Source organism: Streptomyces sp. NPDC033131 (assembly GCF_055578365.1).
The window spans coordinates 65,478-84,367 of record NZ_JBVIPA010000036.1 but is presented as its reverse complement, the minus strand read 5'-3'; the positions used below and the strand labels follow the sequence as shown (position 1 = coordinate 84,367).

At 70.9% G+C, this 18,890-nt stretch carries 21 protein-coding genes and 2 pseudogenes; 9 read left to right on the top strand and 14 right to left on the bottom strand.

What is annotated here, in order from left to right:
* A partial coding sequence (locus ACZ5XS_RS34680) for a MaoC family dehydratase (RefSeq protein WP_468658096.1) occupies positions 1-527 on the top strand: 527 nt, incomplete at its 5' end.
* On the opposite strand, the gene ACZ5XS_RS34675 is transcribed toward ACZ5XS_RS34680, so the two are convergent.
* From ACZ5XS_RS34675 to ACZ5XS_RS34660, 4 genes and pseudogenes are all read right to left on the bottom strand, one after another.
* Positions 503-1,171 (bottom strand): TetR/AcrR family transcriptional regulator, encoded by a 669-nt coding sequence (locus tag ACZ5XS_RS34675; RefSeq protein WP_468658094.1) that lies wholly within the window; start codon positions 1,169-1,171, stop codon positions 503-505. The two genes, ACZ5XS_RS34680 and ACZ5XS_RS34675, sit on opposite strands and share 25 nt — an antisense overlap.
* A 38-nt stretch (positions 1,172-1,209) precedes the next feature.
* Positions 1,210-1,518, bottom strand: coding sequence for a DUF4229 domain-containing protein (locus tag ACZ5XS_RS34670; RefSeq protein ID WP_217235298.1), 309 nt, complete (start codon positions 1,516-1,518; stop codon positions 1,210-1,212).
* A gap of 119 nt (positions 1,519-1,637) precedes the next feature.
* Positions 1,638-2,159 carry a GNAT family N-acetyltransferase gene (locus ACZ5XS_RS34665; protein WP_468658092.1) on the bottom strand — a complete coding sequence of 174 codons (522 nt, stop codon included), beginning with the start codon at positions 2,157-2,159 and terminating at the stop codon, positions 1,638-1,640.
* A gap of 66 nt (positions 2,160-2,225) precedes the next feature.
* Positions 2,226-2,318 (bottom strand): annotated as a pseudogene (locus ACZ5XS_RS34660) (UdgX family uracil-DNA binding protein); the annotation flags it as partial.
* 311 nt (positions 2,319-2,629) lie between these two features.
* Between ACZ5XS_RS34660 and ACZ5XS_RS34655 the strand changes: the two are divergent.
* Complete coding sequence (locus ACZ5XS_RS34655; protein WP_468658090.1) at positions 2,630-4,165, top strand: nuclease/transposase family protein; 1,536 nt, start codon at positions 2,630-2,632, stop codon at positions 4,163-4,165.
* Here ACZ5XS_RS34655 and ACZ5XS_RS34650 read toward each other — a convergent pair.
* The 4 genes and pseudogenes from ACZ5XS_RS34650 to ACZ5XS_RS34635 all read right to left on the bottom strand — a co-directional run.
* Positions 4,165-4,738 (bottom strand): annotated as a pseudogene (locus ACZ5XS_RS34650) (UdgX family uracil-DNA binding protein); the annotation flags it as partial. The gene ACZ5XS_RS34655 and the pseudogene ACZ5XS_RS34650 sit on opposite strands and share 1 nt — an antisense overlap.
* Positions 4,739-4,972: 234 nt before the next feature.
* A complete protein-coding gene (mqnE, locus tag ACZ5XS_RS34645; RefSeq protein WP_468658088.1) occupies positions 4,973-6,136 on the bottom strand; it encodes an aminofutalosine synthase MqnE in 1,164 nt (387 codons plus the stop codon).
* Positions 6,137-6,186: 50 nt separating this feature from the next.
* Entirely contained in the window at positions 6,187-6,642 is a 456-nt protein-coding gene (locus tag ACZ5XS_RS34640; RefSeq protein ID WP_217235302.1) for an Lrp/AsnC family transcriptional regulator, read from the bottom strand.
* A gap of 44 nt (positions 6,643-6,686) precedes the next feature.
* Positions 6,687-7,385, bottom strand: a complete 699-nt coding sequence (locus ACZ5XS_RS34635; RefSeq protein ID WP_468658086.1) for a UbiX family flavin prenyltransferase — start codon at positions 7,383-7,385, stop codon at positions 6,687-6,689.
* 90 nt (positions 7,386-7,475) lie between these two features.
* Here ACZ5XS_RS34635 and ACZ5XS_RS34630 point away from each other — a divergent pair, with 90 nt between their 5' ends.
* On the top strand, positions 7,476-8,081 hold the full coding sequence (locus ACZ5XS_RS34630) for a rhomboid family intramembrane serine protease (protein ID WP_468658084.1): 606 nt from the start codon (positions 7,476-7,478) through the stop codon (positions 8,079-8,081).
* Here the strand turns inward: ACZ5XS_RS34630 and mqnP are convergent.
* Both mqnP and ACZ5XS_RS34620 read right to left on the bottom strand, forming a co-directional pair.
* Positions 8,071-8,976 (bottom strand): menaquinone biosynthesis prenyltransferase MqnP, encoded by a 906-nt coding sequence (gene mqnP, locus ACZ5XS_RS34625; protein WP_468658082.1) that lies wholly within the window; start codon positions 8,974-8,976, stop codon positions 8,071-8,073. The genes ACZ5XS_RS34630 and mqnP overlap by 11 nt on opposite strands.
* A complete protein-coding gene (locus ACZ5XS_RS34620; protein WP_468658080.1) occupies positions 8,973-10,430 on the bottom strand; it encodes a menaquinone biosynthesis decarboxylase in 1,458 nt (485 codons plus the stop codon). Before ACZ5XS_RS34620 ends, mqnP begins: the two co-directional genes overlap by 4 nt.
* A gap of 89 nt (positions 10,431-10,519) precedes the next feature.
* On the opposite strand from ACZ5XS_RS34620, the gene ACZ5XS_RS34615 reads away from it, so the two are divergent.
* Both ACZ5XS_RS34615 and ACZ5XS_RS34610 read left to right on the top strand, forming a co-directional pair.
* Positions 10,520-10,891, top strand: coding sequence for a PLD nuclease N-terminal domain-containing protein (locus ACZ5XS_RS34615; RefSeq protein ID WP_468658079.1), 372 nt, complete (start codon positions 10,520-10,522; stop codon positions 10,889-10,891).
* Between the two features lie 133 nt (positions 10,892-11,024).
* Positions 11,025-12,413, top strand: a complete 1,389-nt coding sequence (locus tag ACZ5XS_RS34610) for a purine-cytosine permease family protein (protein ID WP_468658077.1) — start codon at positions 11,025-11,027, stop codon at positions 12,411-12,413.
* Positions 12,414-12,431: 18 nt separating this feature from the next.
* On the opposite strand, the gene ACZ5XS_RS34605 is transcribed toward ACZ5XS_RS34610, so the two are convergent.
* Positions 12,432-12,545 carry a DUF397 domain-containing protein gene (locus ACZ5XS_RS34605; RefSeq protein WP_468658129.1) on the bottom strand — a complete coding sequence of 38 codons (114 nt, stop codon included), beginning with the start codon at positions 12,543-12,545 and terminating at the stop codon, positions 12,432-12,434.
* Positions 12,493-13,458, bottom strand: a complete 966-nt coding sequence (locus ACZ5XS_RS34600) for a helix-turn-helix domain-containing protein (RefSeq protein WP_468658075.1) — start codon at positions 13,456-13,458, stop codon at positions 12,493-12,495. The genes ACZ5XS_RS34605 and ACZ5XS_RS34600 overlap by 53 nt, the downstream gene beginning before the upstream one ends.
* Before the next feature lie 113 nt (positions 13,459-13,571).
* Here ACZ5XS_RS34600 and ACZ5XS_RS34595 point away from each other — a divergent pair, with 113 nt between their 5' ends.
* Positions 13,572-14,207, top strand: coding sequence for a DUF7848 domain-containing protein (locus ACZ5XS_RS34595; RefSeq protein ID WP_468658073.1), 636 nt, complete (start codon positions 13,572-13,574; stop codon positions 14,205-14,207).
* 35 nt (positions 14,208-14,242) lie between these two features.
* Here the strand turns inward: ACZ5XS_RS34595 and ACZ5XS_RS34590 are convergent, their stop codons facing one another.
* Positions 14,243-15,010 (bottom strand): CDP-alcohol phosphatidyltransferase family protein, encoded by a 768-nt coding sequence (locus ACZ5XS_RS34590; RefSeq protein WP_468658071.1) that lies wholly within the window; start codon positions 15,008-15,010, stop codon positions 14,243-14,245.
* Positions 15,011-15,120: 110 nt separating this feature from the next.
* Between ACZ5XS_RS34590 and ACZ5XS_RS34585 the strand changes: the two genes are divergently transcribed.
* On the top strand, positions 15,121-16,041 hold the full coding sequence (locus ACZ5XS_RS34585) for a transglutaminase domain-containing protein (protein WP_468658069.1): 921 nt from the start codon (positions 15,121-15,123) through the stop codon (positions 16,039-16,041).
* Here ACZ5XS_RS34585 and ACZ5XS_RS34580 read toward each other — a convergent pair.
* On the bottom strand, positions 16,038-17,297 hold the full coding sequence (locus tag ACZ5XS_RS34580; protein ID WP_468658067.1) for a PucR family transcriptional regulator: 1,260 nt from the start codon (positions 17,295-17,297) through the stop codon (positions 16,038-16,040). The genes ACZ5XS_RS34585 and ACZ5XS_RS34580 overlap by 4 nt on opposite strands.
* A gap of 99 nt (positions 17,298-17,396) precedes the next feature.
* On the opposite strand from ACZ5XS_RS34580, the gene ACZ5XS_RS34575 reads away from it, so the two are divergent.
* Positions 17,397-17,855, top strand: a complete 459-nt coding sequence (locus tag ACZ5XS_RS34575) for a nucleoside deaminase (RefSeq protein WP_468658066.1) — start codon at positions 17,397-17,399, stop codon at positions 17,853-17,855.
* Positions 17,848-18,822 (top strand): isopenicillin N synthase family dioxygenase, encoded by a 975-nt coding sequence (locus ACZ5XS_RS34570; protein ID WP_468658064.1) that lies wholly within the window; start codon positions 17,848-17,850, stop codon positions 18,820-18,822. The genes ACZ5XS_RS34575 and ACZ5XS_RS34570 overlap by 8 nt, the downstream gene beginning before the upstream one ends.
* Positions 18,823-18,890 lie beyond the last annotated feature (68 nt).

Sequence of the window (18,890 nt, the reverse complement as noted above, 5' to 3'; positions counted from 1 at the left end):
AGGAGCCCGGCCAGCATGCACAGGAACCCAGCGGGTGGTCGCAGGAGCCCGGCCAGCATGCACAGGAACCCAGCGGGTGGTCGCAGGAGCCCGGCCGACAAGCATGGGAACCCGGCGAACAGCCGCAGGAGCGCGGTCGGCAGGTGCCTGGCACGGACCGGCGCGCACCGGACACCGCCCCACAGGCACCCGTGCCGCTTCCCGCTGTCGCCGAGTGGCGGCTGGCCGGGGACGTCGGCCGCCGGTACGGGGCCGCGTCCGGCGACCGCAACCCCATCCACCTGCACCCGCTCACCGCGCGGCTCTTCGGCTTCCCCCGTGCCATCGCGCACGGCATGTGGACCGTGGCCCGCTGCCTGGCCTCGCACGGCACCTCACAAGCCGTCCGGATCCGGGCGGAGTTCAGGGCACCGGTGCCGCTGCCGGGCACGGTGACGTACGCCGCCGACGGCGAGCGGTTCGAGCTGCGCGGCGGCGACCGGGTGCATGTGAGCGGCGCGGTCTACCCGATCGCCTCGTGCTCGTGAACCGGCTCCGCCGGTGCCCACGGCTGCCCAATCATCAGGTTCCCCAGCCCGGCCCACGCGAAGTTCATCAGGGTCGCCGCCGCCTGTCTGGCGCTGACACCGGGCGTGGCGTTGGCCCAGGCGGCAAGTGACTCGGCCGCTCCGACCAGGGCCTCGGCGAGGCCGGCGACCTCGCGCTCGGGGAGGTCGGGGTCGCGGTGGGCCTCGCGGGCGGCGACGACGATCAGGTGGGTCACGAAGGCGACGATCTCCTCGCGCATCGCGGCGACCTCGGTGGCGAACCGCTCCCCGTGGGTCCGGGCCTGCAGATGCAGGACCGACCAGGCGTCCGGGTGCTGAGCGGTGTGCGTGAAGAACGCCCGCAGGCCGTCCCAGAGTTGGCGGTCGGCGGGCAGGCCGGGATCGACGCCGGCCCGGACGGCCGCGGTGAGGGCCTGCGCCTCGCGGCGGATGCAGGCGGCGAAGAGGTCTTCCTTCGAGTTCAGGTAGAGGTAGACCAACGGCTTGGACACGCCCACGAGTTCGGCGATCTCGTCCATCGACGCGGCCATGTACCCGCGCTGCCCGAAGGTCCGCACGGCGGCGTCCAGCATCTGCTGTTCACGGACGGCACGCGGCATCCGCTTGCTCTTCACGGCACCCATGCCGAAAGACTAGTTGGGTGCGGCGTTGCGGAACCCCCCTACGACGCCTGGGAGGCCGTGCCCTGCGTCCGCGCGGTGTCGTCGGCGACGTCCTCCTGGCTGCGGTTCGCGTCCAGGTTGGACTTCATGCGCTCCACCTTCTGCACGACCTTGACCGAGGCCCGGTCCCGCTCCTTGCGCAGCACGACGAAGCTGATCGGGGCGGAGAGCACGAGGGAGAGCAGGATGATCCACATGCCGTTGGAGTCACCGAGGCCGCGCGGAACGACACCGGAGTAGACCAGGCCCCAGACGACCACGAGGCAGCCCACCAGGATCCCGAGGCGCATCAGTGTGTAGCGGAGCATGTCAATCCACTCTTCCGTTCCGACTGGGGGTCGCCCCTCCGGGGGCGTTCCCGAAGGCACCATCCAGTGAAGCACGCCCGGGACGCGATCTTGCAGGGGGCCCGCGACGACGGACGGCGTCAGTTCAGGGGAAGCCACATCATGATGTCGTCCCGGTAGTCGTCCGCGGCGACCCGCAGCCCTCCCGGCACCCGGCCCACCTCCTTGTAGCCGACGGAGGCGTAGAAGTTCTCCAGGCCCGTCCCGCCCCGGCAGGTCAGCTTGATCGCCTCCAGACCGAGGCCGCGGGCGTGCTCCTCGGCCGCCGCGAGCAGGGCGCGGCCGTGACCGCCGCGCTGGAGCAAGGGGTCGATCATCACGGTGGTCAGCCAAGCGTAGTGGCCCTGGAGGCGGTGCGCGTTGAGGCCGAGGAAGGCGGTGGCCCGCAGCCGTCCGTCGGGGTCGGTCCCGGCGATCAGGCGGTGGCGTCCGGCCGCGAGCGACCGCGCGTACCGGTCGGTCTCGGGACGCACCTCCTCGTACGTCGTCTCGCCGACGAAGCCGACCGCTCCGCCCGCGTTGTTGACGGCCGTCCACAGCAGGGTCAGTTCGTGGAGCAACGCGGGGGTGGGGTCGGGGTCGAGCCGGAAAGTGAGCCGCATGGTCAACGAGCTTAGATTCGGCCGCTCGCGCGCCGGTCTCCGGGTCGCGGGCCCTCGCCCACGCGCTCACCCCAGGGCGTGGGCCGCCACCCGCAGGTCGGAGAGCAGTCCGCGGTAGGCGGCCTCCCGGTCGTCCGCCCGCAGCACCGACGAGGGGTTTGGAGCTGCTGCCGCTGGAGTGTGTTCAAGAGCGTTCCGGTGAGCGGGAGTGAGTGCTGCTGAGCTGTGTCGTGTCGCGCGCCTCGGTCGTGGGGGGCGGGTTTCGGTGGGGAACTGACGTTCTCTCATCGAATGCGTGACCTTCGCGGGTGGTGCTCGTTTCTCATGACGACGGGATCTTCGGTCGGCATCGGGTGGGGGTGACAGGGGTGGGTGAGCTGCGGAGTGTGGCAGCGCCGTTCGTCGCGTCCGGTCCCAGTGGTGTGGCCGTCCGGACCCGTCTCAAGCACCTGACGCCGGATGATGAGGAGGTGCTGCGTCTGGTGGGTGCGCATCTGGGGTCGCTGGCCTCGAAAGACCTAAAGGCGCGCTGCCGGGACACTCTGGAGCACTCCGCTGAGACATGGGCGGGGCGTAAGCGGGAGCTGACGCCGCTGTCGTCGTCGCGGTGGGCGGGCAGTATCACCAAAGCCACGCACGACCAGTGGGCGCTGGCCCGCCGCTGCCAGCTCGCACACATCCACAACCTGGAAGCCGGCGTCCGTACCATCGAGGACCGGTTGTCCCTGCCGGTGGGGCAGAAGGGGACGAGGAAGGCGCCGGGGGGTTACCGGTCGGCGCGGGAGTGGCATGCGAAGTCAAGGCGCCTGCGGGTACTGGAGGACCGGCTGACTGCCGCGCGGGCCGACCGCGAGGCCGGCATCGTACATGTCGTACGCGGCGGCAAAGCTTTGGCTCGCACCCGGCACCACCTGGAGGCGGCTCAGCTGACGGAGTTCGCGTGGCGGGGGCGTTGGGAGGCGGAGCGCTGGTTCTGTCAGGCGGACGGTGAGTCCGGCAAGCGCTACGGCAACGAGACCATCCGTATCAGCCCGGACGGCGAGGTGAGCATCAAGCTCCCCGGACCGCTCGTGCATCTGGCCAACGCCCCGCACGGTCGCTACGTCCTCGCCAGCAGGGTTGTGTTCGCGCACCGGGGCGGCGAGTGGGCGGATCGTGTCGCGGCCGACCGGGCGATCGCCTACCGCATCCACCTCGATACCGGCCGGGACCGCTGGTATGTGACGGCGTCCTGGCAGACCCCGCCCACCTCCGCCTTGCCCATCGAGGCTGCGCTCGCCCACGGTGTGATCGGGGTCGACATGAACGCCGACCACCTGGCCGCCTGGCGCCTGGACACGCACGGCAACCCGACCGGCAGCCCGCGCCGTTTCTTCTACGACCTGACCGGCACCGCCGAACACCGTGACGCCCAGGTCCGCCACGCCCTGACCCGTCTCCTGCACTGGGCCCGCACCTGTGGTGTGAAGGCGATCGCGGTCGAGGACCTGGACTTCGGCGCGGAGAAGACCCGGGAGAAGCACGGCCGCCGGAAGCGGTTCCGGCAGCTGATCTCCGGCATGCCCACCGGGAAACTCCGCGCCCGGCTGTCCTCGATGGCCGACGCCACAGGTATCGCGGTCATTGCCGTGGACCCGGCCTACACCAGCCGCTGGGGCACCCAGCACTGGCAGAAACCCCTCACCACCACGACCCGCACCAGCACCAGCACCCGCCACGACGCAGCCGCCGTGGCGATCGGAAGGCGCGCCCAGGGACACCCGATCCGGCGACGGACGGCACCGCCCCCACACGACCGGAGTGATCGTGCGGGGCATCGGACCGTCCAGGCCGGCCGGCGTGTTCCTGGGCGTGAGGAAACCCGCCCCCGCATCCCCGGACCACGGACACGGTCCGTGCCGCCCGGGCGCGGAGCGAACGCGGGCGACCAGAACGTCCAACACCGTCCGGGGCGTTCGGCCGAGCCTGAGACCTGGCAACAGGACTCACTCCCGCTCAGTCTCTAGGAACGGTGCACGGTCGGCACCAGCCGCTCCGCGTGCCCGTGGATCTCCTCCTCCAGGACCGTCCCGCGCACCTGCGTGACCCGGAAACGACGAGCCGAGCAGTGCCTTGCCCGCGGTCGCCCCGAGCACCACGATCAGCTCGGGTTCCACGACCGCCGGCTCGGCGGCCAGCCACGGCCCGCACGCGGTCATCTCCCGCAGGGACGGCGCCTTGTGGATCCGGCGTTTGCGGGGCTCCGCCTGCGTGAACTTGAAGTGCTTCACGGCGTTGGTGACGTACGCCTTGCCGGGATCGATGCCCGCCTCCGCCGGCGCCCGGTCCAGCAGCTTCCCGGCCGGCCCGCCGACGAAGGGCTTGCCCTGCCGGTCCTCCTGGTCCCCGGGCTGCTCCCCCACGAGCATCACGCGCGCGTCGGCCGCCCCCGCCCCGAACACGGTCTGCGTGGCGTCCCGGTGCAGGGGGCAGCCCCGGCACTCGCCGGCGGCGCGGCGCAGGGCCGGGAGGCCGCGTGCCCCTTCCGGGACGAACGGTTGTGCGGTGTAGGCGTCCTCAGGCGCTCGGGTGGTCACCATGGGCTCCGAATACCCGCCGTGGGGCGTCCGGACTCATGTCGTACGCGGGTGCGTGGGGGCTGGTCGCGCCCACGCGGCGGAGCCGCACAGTGATACAGCCCCGCGCCCCCGGGTCGGCACACTCGGCTCTGCCGTGCAGCCCTCAGGAGCCTGCTGCTCACCATGCCGGCCGGGTATACGACCCAGGGGCGCGGGGAACTGCGCGACCAGCCCCCCACGCACCCGCGGTCGAAGTCACACCCGCATCGGCTGCGGGGACTCCCGGCGCGCCGGGTCGGGACCGTCGTACTCGCGGATGATCTCGTACCGCGTGTTCCGCTCGACGGGCCGGAAACCGGCGTCGCGGATGAGATCCAGCAGGTCCTCGCGGGTCAGCTTGTTCGGCGTGCCGTAGTTGTCCGCGTCGTGCGTGATCTTGTACTCGACGACCGAGCCGTCCATGTCGTCGGCGCCGTGCTGGAGCGCGAGCTGCGCGGTCTGGACACCGTGCATGACCCAGAAGACCTTGACGTGCGGGACGTTGTCGAAGAGCAGCCGGGAGACCGCGAAGGTCTTCAGCGCCTCCGCACCGGTCGCCATCTGCGTACGCGCCTGGAGGCGGTTGCGGACCTTGCCGTCCTTCACGTCCACGAAGTCGTGCTGGTAGCGCAGCGGGATGAAGACCTGGAAGCCGCCGGTCTCGTCCTGGAGCTCACGCAGGCGCAGCACGTGGTCGACGCGGTGGCGGGGCTCCTCGATGTGGCCGTACAGCATGGTGCACGGGGTCTTGAGCCCCTTCTCGTGCGCCAGCCGGTGGATCCGCGACCAGTCCTCCCAATGGGTGCGGTGGTCCACGATGTGCTGCCGGACCTCCCAGTCGAAGATCTCCGCGCCGCCGCCGGTGAGGGCCTCGAGCCCCGCGTCGATCAGCTCGTCGAGGATCTCGGAGGCGGACAGCCCCGAGATGGTCTCGAAGTGGTGGATCTCGGTGGCGGTGAAGGCCTTCAGCGACACGTCCGGCAGGGCGGCCTTCAGCTCCCGCAGGGAGCGCGGGTAGTACCGCCACGGCAGGTTGGGGTGCAGCCCGTTGACGATGTGCAGTTCGGTGAGGTTCTCGCCCTCCATCGACTTGGCGAGCTTGACGGCCTCCTCGATGCGCATCGTGTAAGCGTCCTTCTCGCCCGGCTTGCGCTGGAAGGAGCAGTAGGCGCAGGACGCCGTGCACACGTTGGTCATGTTGAGGTGGCGGTTGACGTTGAAGTGGACGACGTCGCCGTTCTTCCGCGTCCGCACCTCGTGCGCGAGACCGCCCAGCCAGGCCAGGTCGTCCGACTCGTAGAGCGCGATGCCGTCCTCGCGGGTCAGCCGCTCACCGGCCCGGACCTTCTCCTCCAGCTCGCGCTTGAGCCCGACATCCATGCTTGTGCCTCTCCTCAGTGACAAACCGTGTCAACCGTACGCCTGCCCGCCTACTCCTCCTCGGGCAGCTCACCCACCCGGTTCTCCCACTTGGTGGAGAGCACGATGGTGGTACGGGTCCGGGACACGCCCTTGGTGCCGCTGAGCCGCCGGATGATCTTCTCCAGCCCGTCCACGTCGGTCGCCCGCACCTTGAGCATGAACGAGTCGTCGCCCGCGATGAACCAGCAGTCCTCGATCTCGGACAGGTCCTTCAGCCGTCGGGCCACGTCCTCGTGGTCGGCGGCGTCCGAGAGCGAGATGCCGATCAGGGCGATGACACCGAGGCCGAGCGAGGCGGAGTCGACCGTGGCCCGGTACCCGGTGATGACGCCGGCCGCCTCCAGCCGGTTGATGCGGTCGGTGACGCTGGGTCCCGACAGACCGACGAGGCGTCCCAGCTCCGCGTAGGAGGCCCGGCCGTTCTCCCTCAGGGCCTGGATGAGCTGCCTGTCCACCGCGTCCATGCGATTGAAGCCTTCCGATGAAGAGACTGAAGAGGTAGTGGTACTTACTCGGGCGGTTCGGGCCGCTCGGCCCGGGAGCTCCCCAACTCGCCCGCCCACCGGCGGTACAGCCCGTGCCGGACGCCCGCCGCGTCGAGGACCCGTCCGGCGACGAAGTCCACCATGTCCTGGATGTGGGTCGCGCCCGCGTAGAAGGCGGGCGAGGCCGGTACGACGCTCGCGCCCGCGTCGTCGAGCGCGACCAGGTGCCGCAGGGTCTGCCCGTTCAGCGGGGTCTCCCGCACGGCCACGACCAGCGTCCGCCGCTCCTTGAGGGTGACGCTCGCGGCCCGTTGCAGCAGGTCCTTGGACAGACCCAGCGCGACGCCGGCGACACACGCGGTGGAGGCCGGCACGATCAGCATCCCCTTCGAGGGGTACGACCCCGACGACGGCCCCGCCGCCAGGTCCCCCGCGCTCCAGTGCCGTACGCAGTCGATGTCGGCCTCGAAGGTCCCCGGCTTCCCGTCGGCGCCCCTGGACAGCCATTCCCGCAGGTCGTCCTGCCAGTGGGCGTCCCGGAAGGAGATCCCGGTCTCGTCCAGGAGGGTCAGCCGGGACGCCCGGGACACGACCAGGTCGACACTCTCCCCGGCACCGAGCAGCGCGCGCAGCACGGCAGCGGCATAAGGGGTGCCGGAGGCGCCGGACACCCCTACGATCCAAGGCGTACGCGGCGTCTCTCCTGGCTTGACTGGGTTCACAACCCCGAGCCTATCCGGCGTCGCAGGGTGGGAACCGGCCAAGGGGTCCGGGCCGTTCCCTGGAGGGACGAGCGAGCTGTGGGGGTTGCCATGTCCGGCAGGGAACTGGAGTGGTCGCGGGGCGACCGTGCGAAGACCGCGGCCATGCTGATGGCGGGCTGGGTCGCGCTGCTGTGGCTCCTCGAGGTGGTGGACGTGGCCACGGGCCACGCGCTGGACGACTTCGGGATCGTCCCGCGCGTTCCCGGCGAGCTGGTCGACATCGTTCCCGCCGCCTTCCTGCACTTCGGCTTCGCCCATGTGGCCGCCAACAGCGTGCCGCTGCTGGTCCTCGGCTTCCTGGCGGCGCTGGGCGGTCTGCGCCGCTTCGCGGCGGTGTGCGCGCTGATCATCGTCGCGGACGGCCTGGGTGTGTGGCTGATATCCCCGGCGCACAGCAACACCGCGGGCGCCTCCGGACTGATCTTCGGCCTCTTCGGCTTCCTGATGGTCAGCGGCTTCGTCGAGCGCCGGCCGCTCGGGGTCCTGGTCGGCCTGCTGGTCGGCGCGGTCTGGGGCGGCGCGATCCTCTCGGGCCTCGCCCCCACGCAGTCCGGGGTCAGCTGGCAGGGCCACCTGATCGGGCTCGTGTCGGGCGTGGCGGCGGCGTTCGTGTTCCGCCGCCGGGCCGGGACCGCCCCCGAGCTCACACCGTGAGGCCGCGCACCAGCAGATCCAGCAGCGCACACACGAACAGGGCGATCCCGATGAACCCGTTGACGCTGAAGAACGCCCTGTTCAGGCGGGACAGGTCATGGGGTCGCACGATCGAGTGCTCGTAGACGAACGCGCCCGCGACGATCATCATGCCGAACCAGAAGAAGGCACCCGCGTCGGTCGCCACGGCGTACCAGACGAACAACGCCGTCGTGGCGGCGTGGCACACCCGCGCGCCCCACACCGCCGCCGGGATGCCGAAGCGGGCCGGGACCGACATGACGCCGATCTCGCGGTCGGTGTCGACGTCCTGGCAGGCGTAGATCAGGTCGAAGCCGCCGATCCAGACCCCGACGGCGAGACCGAGGATCACCGCGTCCCAGGACCACTCACCGCTGATCGCCAGCCAGCCGCCGACCGGGCCCATCGCCTGGGCGAGACCGAGGATGGCCTGCGGGAAGTTCGTGAACCGCTTGCCGTAGGGGTAGACCACCATCGGGATCACCGCGATGGGGGCCAGCGCCAGGCACAGCGGGTTCAGCAGGGCCGCCGAGCCGAGGAAGACCACCAGCGCGACCAGCGCGCCCGTCCAGGCGTGCTTCACCGACATCGCGCCGGTGACCAGCTCGCGGTGCGCGGTGCGGGGGTTACGGGCGTCGATCTCCCGGTCGATGATCCGGTTGACGGCCATCGCGAAGGTCCGCAGGCCCACCATGCAGACGGTGACCAGGAGGAGGCGGCCCCAGTGGATGTTCTTGTCCCACTGGAACATCGCGGTGAGCGCGGCGATGTAGGCGAAGGGCAGCGCGAACACGGAGTGCTCGATCATGACGAGGCGCAGGAAGGCCTTCGTACGCCCCGGCTGCTGCGGAAGCGCCGCGGAAGCTGAACTCACAGCCCGTACTCCTTCCAGCGGCGGTCGACCGTCGCCGCCGTCTCCGGGTCGGACAGCACCATCTCGGGCCAGCCGCCGTCCCGCGTGTAGCCCTCCTCGGGCCACTTCCTCGTCGCGTCGATGCCCGCCTTGCCACCCCAGAACTGCTGGTAGGAGGCATGGTCGAGATGGTCGACGGGACCTTCGACGACCGAGAGGTCACGGGCGTAGTCCGTGTTGCCGAGGGCCCGCCACGCGACCTCGTGCAGGTCGTGGACGTCACAGTCGGCGTCGACGACCACGATCAGCTTGGTCAGGGACATCATGTGTGCCCCCCAGACCGCGTGCATCACCTTCTGCGCGTGCTTCGGGTACTTCTTGTCGATCGACACGATGGCGCAGTTGTGGAAGCCGCCGGCCTCGGGCAGGTGGTAGTCCACGATGTCCGGCACGATGATCTTCAGCAGCGGGAGGAAGAACCGCTCGGTCGCACGGCCCAGAGGTCCGTCCTCCGTCGGAGGGCGGCCCACGACGATCGACTGCAGCAGCGGACGCTTCCGCATCGTCACGCAGTCGATCTTCAGGGCGGGGAAGGGCTCCTGGGGGGTGTAGAAGCCGGTGTGGTCGCCGAAGGGCCCCTCCGGCAGCATCTCCCCCGGCTCCAGCCAGCCCTCGATCACGACCTCCGCCTGCGCCGGCACCTGCAGCGGCACCGTCTTGCAGTCGACCATCTCGATCCGCTTGCCCGCGATGAACCCGGCGAAGAGGTATTCGTCGATGTCACCGGGCAGGGGCGCGGTGGAGGCGTACGTCACGGCGGGCGGACACCCGAAGGCGATGGCGACCGGCAGCCGCTCGCCCCGCCGTGCCGCGACCTGGTAGTGGTTGCGGCTGTCCTTGTGGATCTGCCAGTGCATGCCGATGGTGCGCTTGTCGTGGCGCTGCAGGCGGTACAGGCCCAGGTTCCGGATGCCGCTCTCCGGGTCCCTGGTGTGGGTGAGCCCCAGGTTGAAGAAGGAGCCGCCGTCCTGCGGCCAGGTGAAGAGGGCGGGCAACCAGTCGAGGTCGACGTCGTCGCCGTGCAGCACGACCTCCTGTACGGGCGCGTCCCCCGGCTTCACCTTCTTCGGCGGTACGTGCGTCATCGCGCCGAGCTTCCCGAAGGCCTCCCGCACGCCCACGAAGCCGTGCGGCAGCTCGGGCCGCAGCAGCCCGCCGATCTTCTCGGAGATCTCGCCGTACGACTTCAGTCCGAGGGCCTTCAGCAGCCGCCGGTCGGTCCCGAAGACGTTCATCGCGAGGGGCATCGCGGAGCCCTTCACGTTCTCGAAGAGCAGCGCCGGGCCGCCGGACTTCTGCACCCGGTCGACGATCTCCCCTACCTCCAGATACGGGTCCACCTCGACCTTGACGCGCTTGAGGTCGCCCTCGCGCTCGAGGGCCCTGAGCAGGGAACGAAGATCGTCGTAAGCCATGGGGTCAAGTATCCCCGAGCGGCTACCCTGGCCCGGTACCTGGGGTCCGTGCCCGCGGCCCCGACGACTGTTCCACTGGAAGGCCCCCCATGCTCCGGGTACTGATGTTCCTCGTGCCACTGGCGCTGAGCGTGTACGCGTTCATCGACTGCATCAGCACGAAGGACCAGGACGTCCGCTACATGCCCAAGCCGCTCTGGGCCATCCTCGTCCTGGTGTTCCCGCTCGCCGGCTCCCTCTCGTGGCTCATCGCGGGCAAGAAGCGGCACCCGGCCGGCGCGGGCGGCTCCCCCGGCTCGCCGTGGAGCCGGGGCGGCAGGCAGCAGTGGGTGGCGCCCGACGACAATCCCGAGTTCCTCAAGTCCCTCAAGGACGAGAAGTCCCCCGACGACGAGGACAAGAAGGACCCGGACAACAAGGACCGGGACAAGAAGGACGGCGGCGAGGACCCCACCGCCTGACGCCACGGCCTGACGCCACCCCCTGACGCCACCGAGTGACGCCGGTACCTGACAGGGTGTAAGCCGGTGGGCCACTCGAAGCGGACAATGCGCCCCTGGGCGGCGGCGGGCGGGAGCCGGACACTTACCTCGCATGACGACTGCTCCCGCCGACTCCACCGGCACCACGCTCACCCCCGAATACGGTGACAAGGTCATCGCCGTCGAGACGGCGGGCTCGGAACCGATCCCCGACGCCGAACGGCACGGCAGTCCGCTCCAGTTGCTGTGGACGTGGGCGTCCCCGAACATCGAGTTCGCGACGGTGTACATCGGTGTGATCTCGGTGTTGTTCTTCGGCCTGAACTTCTGGCAGGCCACGGCGGCGTTGCTGCTGGGCACGGCGCTGGGGTCGCTGACCCACGGGATCCTGTCCCTGGACGGCCCGCGCTTCGGCGTGCCGCAGATGGCGATCGGCCGCTTCTCCTTCGGTTTCCGCGGCAATCTGCTGCCGGCGGGTGTGAACGCACTGGTCGCGGGTGTCGGCTGGTTCGCGGTGAACAGTGTGAGCGCCGCTTTCGCGCTGAACACGCTGACCGGCCTGCGCCCCCTCCCCTCCCTCCTGCTGGTGGTGGTCGCCGAGGTCGTGATCGGCTTCATCGGGCACAACTTCGTCCACGCCTTCGAGAAGTACGCCTTCCCGGCACTGGCGGTGGTGTTCCTGCTCGCCGGCGTCTGGACCTTCAAGGAGGCCGATCTGGGCGGTGCGGGCGCGGGCGGCGGCATCGGCGGTTTCCTCCTCGCCTTCAGCGCGGCCTGGGGCTACACGGCCGGCTGGAACCCGGGAGCCTCCGACTACTCCCGCTACCTCCCGCGTACGGCGAACCGCTTCAAGACCGCCCTGTACCCGGCCGCCGGCCTGTTCGTCTCGGTCGCGGTGGTGTCGGTGATCGGCGCGGCGTCGGCGACGATCGCCGCCCCCGAGGGCGCCTCCCCCACGGCCGCTTTCACGGGCCACCTCCCGGGCCGGCTCGGCGACCTCGTCCTGCTCGCCATCATCCTCGGCGCGGTCTCCGCGAACGCCCTGAACGTCTACTCCTCCGCCATGTCCATCACCTCCCTGGGCCTCAAGCTCCCGCCGTGGCTCGGCCGCAGCGCCATCGTCGTCCTGTGCGGTGTCGCCGGTACGGCGGCGGCGTGGGCGTCGCTGGCGGACGCGGGCCACGCCTACGAGGCGTTCCTGCTGGTGATCGCGTACTGGGTGGGGCCGTGGCTCGGGGTCGTGCTGGTGGAGCGGTGGCTGCAGGCGCGGACGCCGGTGGAGCGGCTGTCGGCCCGGCTCGGCGACCGGACGTTCACCAACTGGCCCGGGGTGACCGCTCTGTTGGCCGGTATCGCGGTGTCGGTGCCGGTCTTCTCCAACCAGGAGAAGTACGTGGGCTGGGTGCCGGAGCGGTGGCCGTCCTTCGGCGACATCACATGCCTGGTCGGGTTCGCGGTGAGCGCGGGGCTGTACGCGGTGCTGCGGCGGGCGCCGCGCTAGTGCCGCGAGTCCCGCAGGTCAGCGCAGAGCGGAAGTGAACGCGGACCAGGCGGCGCGACCGACGAGCAGGACGGGGCCGTCAGGGATTTTGCTGTCGCGGACGGGGACGGCGGTGGGGAACTCGGGGGCTATTTCGATGCAGTTGCCGCCGTTGGCGTCGCTGTGACTGCTCTTGACCCAGGTCGCCGCGCTGAGATCGTGGCTGTTCATGATGCTTGTACCTCTCCATCACGTCGCTGATCAAAGCGGTGGACTCAAGGGCTGACGGAGAGTCCGCGCTGAGCACATCATAGGTCTGGCTGTGCCGCGCATAGACGGCTGGATCGTCGCTGAAATGGCCACGGTCCAGCGATTCCGAATAGACCCACTCGTGCCCGTCGGGCAACCTGATCAGTGACATGGAGCCGCTGGGGCGGAAGAGGCCGATGCGGTCGGCCGGAGCAACCTGGATGTGGATGTTGGGGTGCCGCCCGACGTCGAGCAGGTGCGCGCACTGGTCCCGCATGATGGCCGGGCCACCCACCACGTTGCGCAGACAACTCTCATCGAGAACGGCGGCGTAGAACGGTCCGCCGTCGACCAGGAAGCGCCGCTGACGGCTCAGTCGGGCCCGGACGCGCTCCTCCAGCTCCTCACCGCTCACGAGGCGCGAGAACAGAGCCCGCGCATAGTCGTCCGTCTGCAACAAGCCCGGAATGACGCGCTCTTGATACTCCCTCAGCCCGATGGCAACCGCATCCATCTCGGCCCGGCGCCGGAACCAATCCGGATGCTCCACCTGCGGATACCAGTCGATCCGCCCCCACAACCGCAGCAACACCCCGCCCGTACCCAGCAGTTCGTCGCACTTCTTCGCGAACGTGTCCTGCGGGACCCGCGTCCCGGCCTCGACCCGCGCCACGTGCGACCGGTCGCAGGGGATCTCCCGGGCCAGCCCCTCCTGGGTGAGCAGCGCGGCCTCGCGGAAGTGCTTGAGGACCTCGCCGAACACGGCGGCCGTACTCGTGCTGAGCCCGGTTCCCGCGTCGGCGTTGCGTCGGCTCACGGCTCCTCCCTCCGTGACAGTGGACCACTGGCACGCGCCAGGCGTTGATCCGGACCGTTCCCCTGGGCGACGCTCGGTACACCCAGAGTTACGAAAGGTGCCGGGAGTTGCACATGCCTGAGCGGTGGGAACCGGGAACGCTCGTCTACGACCCGCAGTTGCGCAAGGTCGGCGAGTACCAGGACAGGGCGGGCCCGTACGTGATGCTGCGCCCGGTCGGCGGCGGGCGGGAGTGGCAGGCGGACCCGGCGCGGATCCGGGCGGCGACCCGGGAGGAACGGCTGAGCTCGGGCGTACGGGCGGCCAACGACCGTTCCCGGGAAGGGTTCGTGGCGCCGCCCGTGCTGGAGGCCGAACTGCCGGACCGGCCGCCCGTCCCGGTCCCGGGTTGCGCGGCGTGCGAGGAGTTGGCGACCCGGCGGGAGGAGGCACGGGCCGCGTTCGACGGCAGTGCGGAGACGGACGCGAACGTACTGCTGCGGCAGCACCAACGCCGCGAACACGGCGGGGCCCCGTCCGGGCGGCGGATCTTCCGGTACGTGCCCTACACGATCGTGCAGGACGCGTCGGCGCAGCCGGAGTACGAGGCGCGCTGCGTCTCGGGCGACGAGGCCGACTGCGGGGCGGGTTCCGGCCCGTGCCAGGCCCCGGCCGAGGTCGAGGAGTGGCAGCGCCGGCACACCCAGGAGACCCGGCACCTGCGTTACCGGCGCAGCTTCGCGGACTACGCGCTACTGGAACAGCGGTGAAGTGAGGAGTGTGCCGTCACCTTCGTACGGCTGCCTCAGCGCAGCCGTGACGAGGACAGGATCGACAGCAGGTGGGCCGGGACCATCACCCAGGTGATCACGGCGAGCGCGCCCAGCGCCCAGCGGGTCGGTTCGATGCCGCCGGTCATCTCGTCGGCGACGGCCGCGACCAGCAGCACCAGGGACGCCTCGATGCCGTTCGTCACACGGTGGATCTTGAAGGCGGCGGCGAGGCGGCGCACCGTCGCCACGCCCTGGGAGCGCGGGCGGGTCGACTCGTCGTCGACGACGCCCAGCCCGCGCCGGGCGCGTGCCACGTCCACGAGGTCGGTGGAGGCCTTCAGGAGGACGACGCCGAGCGCGGTGGCGATGCCGATCGACAGCCAGCCGCCGACGCCCGACTCGGCGGCCCGGTAGCCCGCGCCCGCCAGCAGGGCGGCGTCGGCCAGGTAGGCGCCGAGGCGGTCGACGTAGATGCCGGACGCGCTGTTCTGGCCCTTCCAGCGGGCGACCTCGCCGTCCACGCAGTCGAAGAGCAGGAACAGCTGCATGAGGATGACGGCCAGTACGGCACCGGTCAGGCCCGGGATCATCAGCGCGGCCCCGGACGCGACCCCGCACACCACCATCGTCCAGGTCAGCTGGTCGGGGGTGACCGGCGTGCGCACCAACTGGCGGGTGAACCGCAGCGAGAGGCGCCGCATGTACAGCCGGCCCGCCCAGTGCTCGCCGTTGCGGCTCGCCAGCTTGGCCTGCGGCTGGCAGACCTCGCGCAGCTCCTCCAGAACCGGAGCAGCAACCATGAACGTTCCTCCAAGGGGGGCCCAACTGCCGCAGACACGGCGGTGATCGGCACAGGTTACCTGCCCGGACTCCTGGACATTTCGCCGGGAATTTTGACACGGTTCCGGCTATGCCCGAGAACCCGGACACCCTCGCCTTCTACGCCGCGCAGAGCGCCTTCTCCGACCCCGGCGCCCTCGCTCACCACTACGCCGGCCTGCCGGACGATCCCGCCGAACTGGCCCGCGTGGTACGGGACTTGATCATCCACCGTGTGGAGGGCGAGGCCTTCGGGTACGCCATCCCGCAGGACCGTCTCCACAACGACGCCGAGACGCGCTACGTCGACGACATCCTGCGCATCGTCGTCGACCGCGACGACGCCCCGCTCGCCCGGCGGCGCCCGCCGCGCGACCGGTTCGTCGGCGTCTGCCGCGACTTCGCGCTGCTGCACTGCTCGTTCCTGCGCCACCTGGGCGTCCCGGCCCGCCTGCGGTCGGGGTTCGCCGACTACTTCCGTGCCGACGGCTTCCACTGCGACCACGTCGTCACCGAGTACTGGGACGAGAAGCGCGGCACCTGGCTCCTCGCCGACGCACAGCTCGCCGATCCCGCGCTCCTCGACGACTGGAACGTCGGCTTCGACCCGATGGACGTACCGCGCGAGCGCTTCCTGGTCGCGGGCGAGGCGTGGCGGGCCATCCGCGAGCGCGGGGCCGACCCGGACACTTTCGGGCTGCATCCGCCGAAGGAGGGCCCGTTCCAGGGGGAGCGGTTCGTGGCCGGCAACATCCGGCTCGACCTCGCGGCTTTGAACAAGGTGGAGACTCTGCTGTGGGACGTCTGGGGAGAGGACGAGGACGGACAGCCGGGCCTGCCCCTGCCGGAAACCTCCCGCACCCTGTACGACCGCGTCTCCCTGGTCGCCTGCGACGACGTGCCCTTCGACACGGCACGGCGGCTGTTCGCGCAGGACGACGTCCTGCGCACCCCGAAGACGGTGCTGTGCATGGCGCCGTACAACGGAACCACCCGGGTGACTCTGCGCTAGGCCACCGTCCGCAGCCCGCCCGCCACCGCCGGGCTCGTCCCCCGCACCACCCGGTGTGCGCAGGCCGCCGTCAGGAGTTCGCCCAGCAGGTCCGGGTCGCCGATCTCCAGCCCCAGCAAGGACTCGATCCGCTCCAGCCGCTGGTAGAGGGACTGTCGGCCGATGTGCAGCAGGGCGGCCGTGCGGGTGGGCGAGCAGCCGTGCCGCAGGTGGACCTCCAGGGTGCGGACGAGGTCGCTGGGGTGGGCGGCCTCCCAGGCCAGCAGCGGTCCCAGGGCGTGCTGGACCAGCCCGGCGAGCCGCTCCCGGTTGGCGTCCACGCCGCCCCGGGTCAGCTCCCGTTCCAGGGCGAGGGCGCGCGAGGACGTGACCAGCGCGCCGTCCGGTACGCCCGGTTCGGCGGCCGGCACGGTCAGCGCGAGCTCCAGCGTCGTACGGGCCGCACGCAGCGTGTCGCTCCAGCGCAGCCAGCCTCCACCGGCGGCGACGGCGTGCCCGACCGCGACGGTCAGGCCGGGCTCGGCTGCCGTACGGAAGGCGTCCTGGACGGCCCGTACCGGGTCGCCGGCCCGAGAGCCGGGCAGTGACAGCAGCGCCAGTACGTCCCCCGGGAACGCCGCCCGCAGCACCCCCGCCCCGCCGAGCAGCCGTACCGCACGGTCCACCGTGCTCACGTCCCGCGTGCCGTGCAGGGACACCCCCAGCAGGCGGGCGCCGGGGCCCGGGTGGAACCCGGCCAGCGCCGCCCGCGCCTCCACCTCGGGCTGGTTCAGTGCCGCCCGGTCGGCCAGGTCCGCGAGCAGCGCGGCCGTGTGGTCGTCGCCCCACGGCCGTACCACCGACCGCCCGGACAGGCCCCTGGCCACGATCGCCCGGTTCGCGGCCTCCGTGATCCGTACGAAGGGCACGACCCGGTGCAGGGCCAGCAGCGGCAGCCCCACGCGGCGGGCCTCGTCGGTCACCTCGGCCGGCATCGACGGCAGCGACCGCCCCACCTCCACCGCGAGTCCGGCCGCGTCCCGTGCCGCCAGCTCGCGCACGTACCGCCGTCGGACCTCCTCGTCCGCGTCCGTCAGCCCGAAGCCGTTGGTGAGCAGCAGCTCACCGCCGTCCAGGAAGTTCGCGCCCTCGTACACCTCGCTGGAGTGCACCCAGCGCACCGGGCGGTCCAGGGCGCTTTCACCTGCCAGCAGCTCGGGCTCGGCGGCCCGCACCGGGTCCAGCTCCAGGATGTCGCGGAGGGTGAGTGCGGGCACGGGAACCTCCAGGGCACTGACAGTTCGTCCGGCTGCGGGATGCCCGGAGAGTACTTTCCGCACGTTGCCCTCGTGTTTCCGCCACAGGAGAGTGAAGCCATGGACCCTATGGATCAGGCGACGGCCCGCACCTGGCTCGCCACCGCCGTCGCGGAGGCCCGCGCCGGGCTCGCCGAGGGCGGCATCCCGATCGGCGCCGCCCTCTACGGCACCGACGGCACCCTCCTCGGCCGCGGCCACAACCGCCGCGTCCAGGACGACGACCCCTCGACGCACGCGGAGACGGCCGCCTTCCGGAACGCGGGACGGCAGCGGTCGTACCGCGGTACGACGATGGTGACCACCCTCTCCCCGTGCTGGTACTGCTCAGGACTGGTCCGCCAGTTCGGCATCTCGCGGGTCGTCGTCGGCGAGGCGGCCACCTTCCACGGCGGCCACGACTGGCTCGCGGAGCACGGCGTGGACATCGTGCTCCTGGACGATCCCGAGTGCGTCGAGATGATGCGCGACTTCATCAAGAACAACCCGGCACTGTGGAATGAGGACATCGGTGAGTGACACCCCTGCCCCGCGGATCCCCACCATCGATCTGAAGCCCTGGGTCGAAGGCACCCCCGGCACCCGCGCCGAGATCGCCCGTACCGTCGACGAAGCCCTCCAGACCGCCGGGTTCCTGCTGGTCACCGGGCACGGGGTGGACCCTGCCCTGCGGTCCGGGATCCGGGAGGCGGCGCGGGCGTTCTTCCGGATGCCCGTCGAGGTGAAGCAGCCGTACGCGGCGACGGTCGGCGGGCGCGGCTGGCTCGGGCCGGGCGCGGAGGCCAACGGGTATTCGGAGGGTACCGAGACCCCGCCGGACCTGAAGGAGTCGCTGACGTTCGCGACGCACGAGCACTTCGAGGACCCGGTGGTCGACGCGGAGTGGGCGGCGCCGAACGTCTGGCCCGCCGAGGTGCCGGAACTGCGGGACCTCTGCGAGGAGTACCTGGCGCGGATGGCCGGCCTGGAGAAGGAGCTGCTGTCGCTGCTGGGCGAGGCGCTCGGGCTCGACGCCGGTTTCTTCTCGAAGCACATGGACCGTCCGACGTACGGCTTCAACATCAACTGGTATCCGGGGACGGAGGTCGTCGGGGAGCCGCAGCCGGGCCAGTTCCGGATCGGCCCGCACACCGACTTCGGGACGGTGACGATCCTCGACCGGCAGGCCGGCAAGGGCGGACTGCAGGTCTGGACGGAGCAGGGCGGCTGGGAGGACGCGCCCTTCGACCCGGAGGCGTTCACCGTCAACGTCGGTGACCTGCTGGCCCGTTGGACCGGAGACCGCTGGCGTTCGGGACGGCACCGCGTGCTGCCCCCGCCGGCCGACGCGCCCGCCGAGGAGCTGATGTCCCTCGTCTACTTCGGCGAGTGCACGCCGGGCACGCTGGTGGAGTCGCTGCCCGCGCCGGTGGGACGGGTGGCGTACGAGCCCGTCGACTCGCACGTGTACCTGCGGGCGAAGCTGGACTCGATCACCGTCGCGTGAATCGTCGGGGACGGGTCGAGAGTTTCGTAACACAACGGACATCACCGGGTCTGGCCCGCACCAACTCC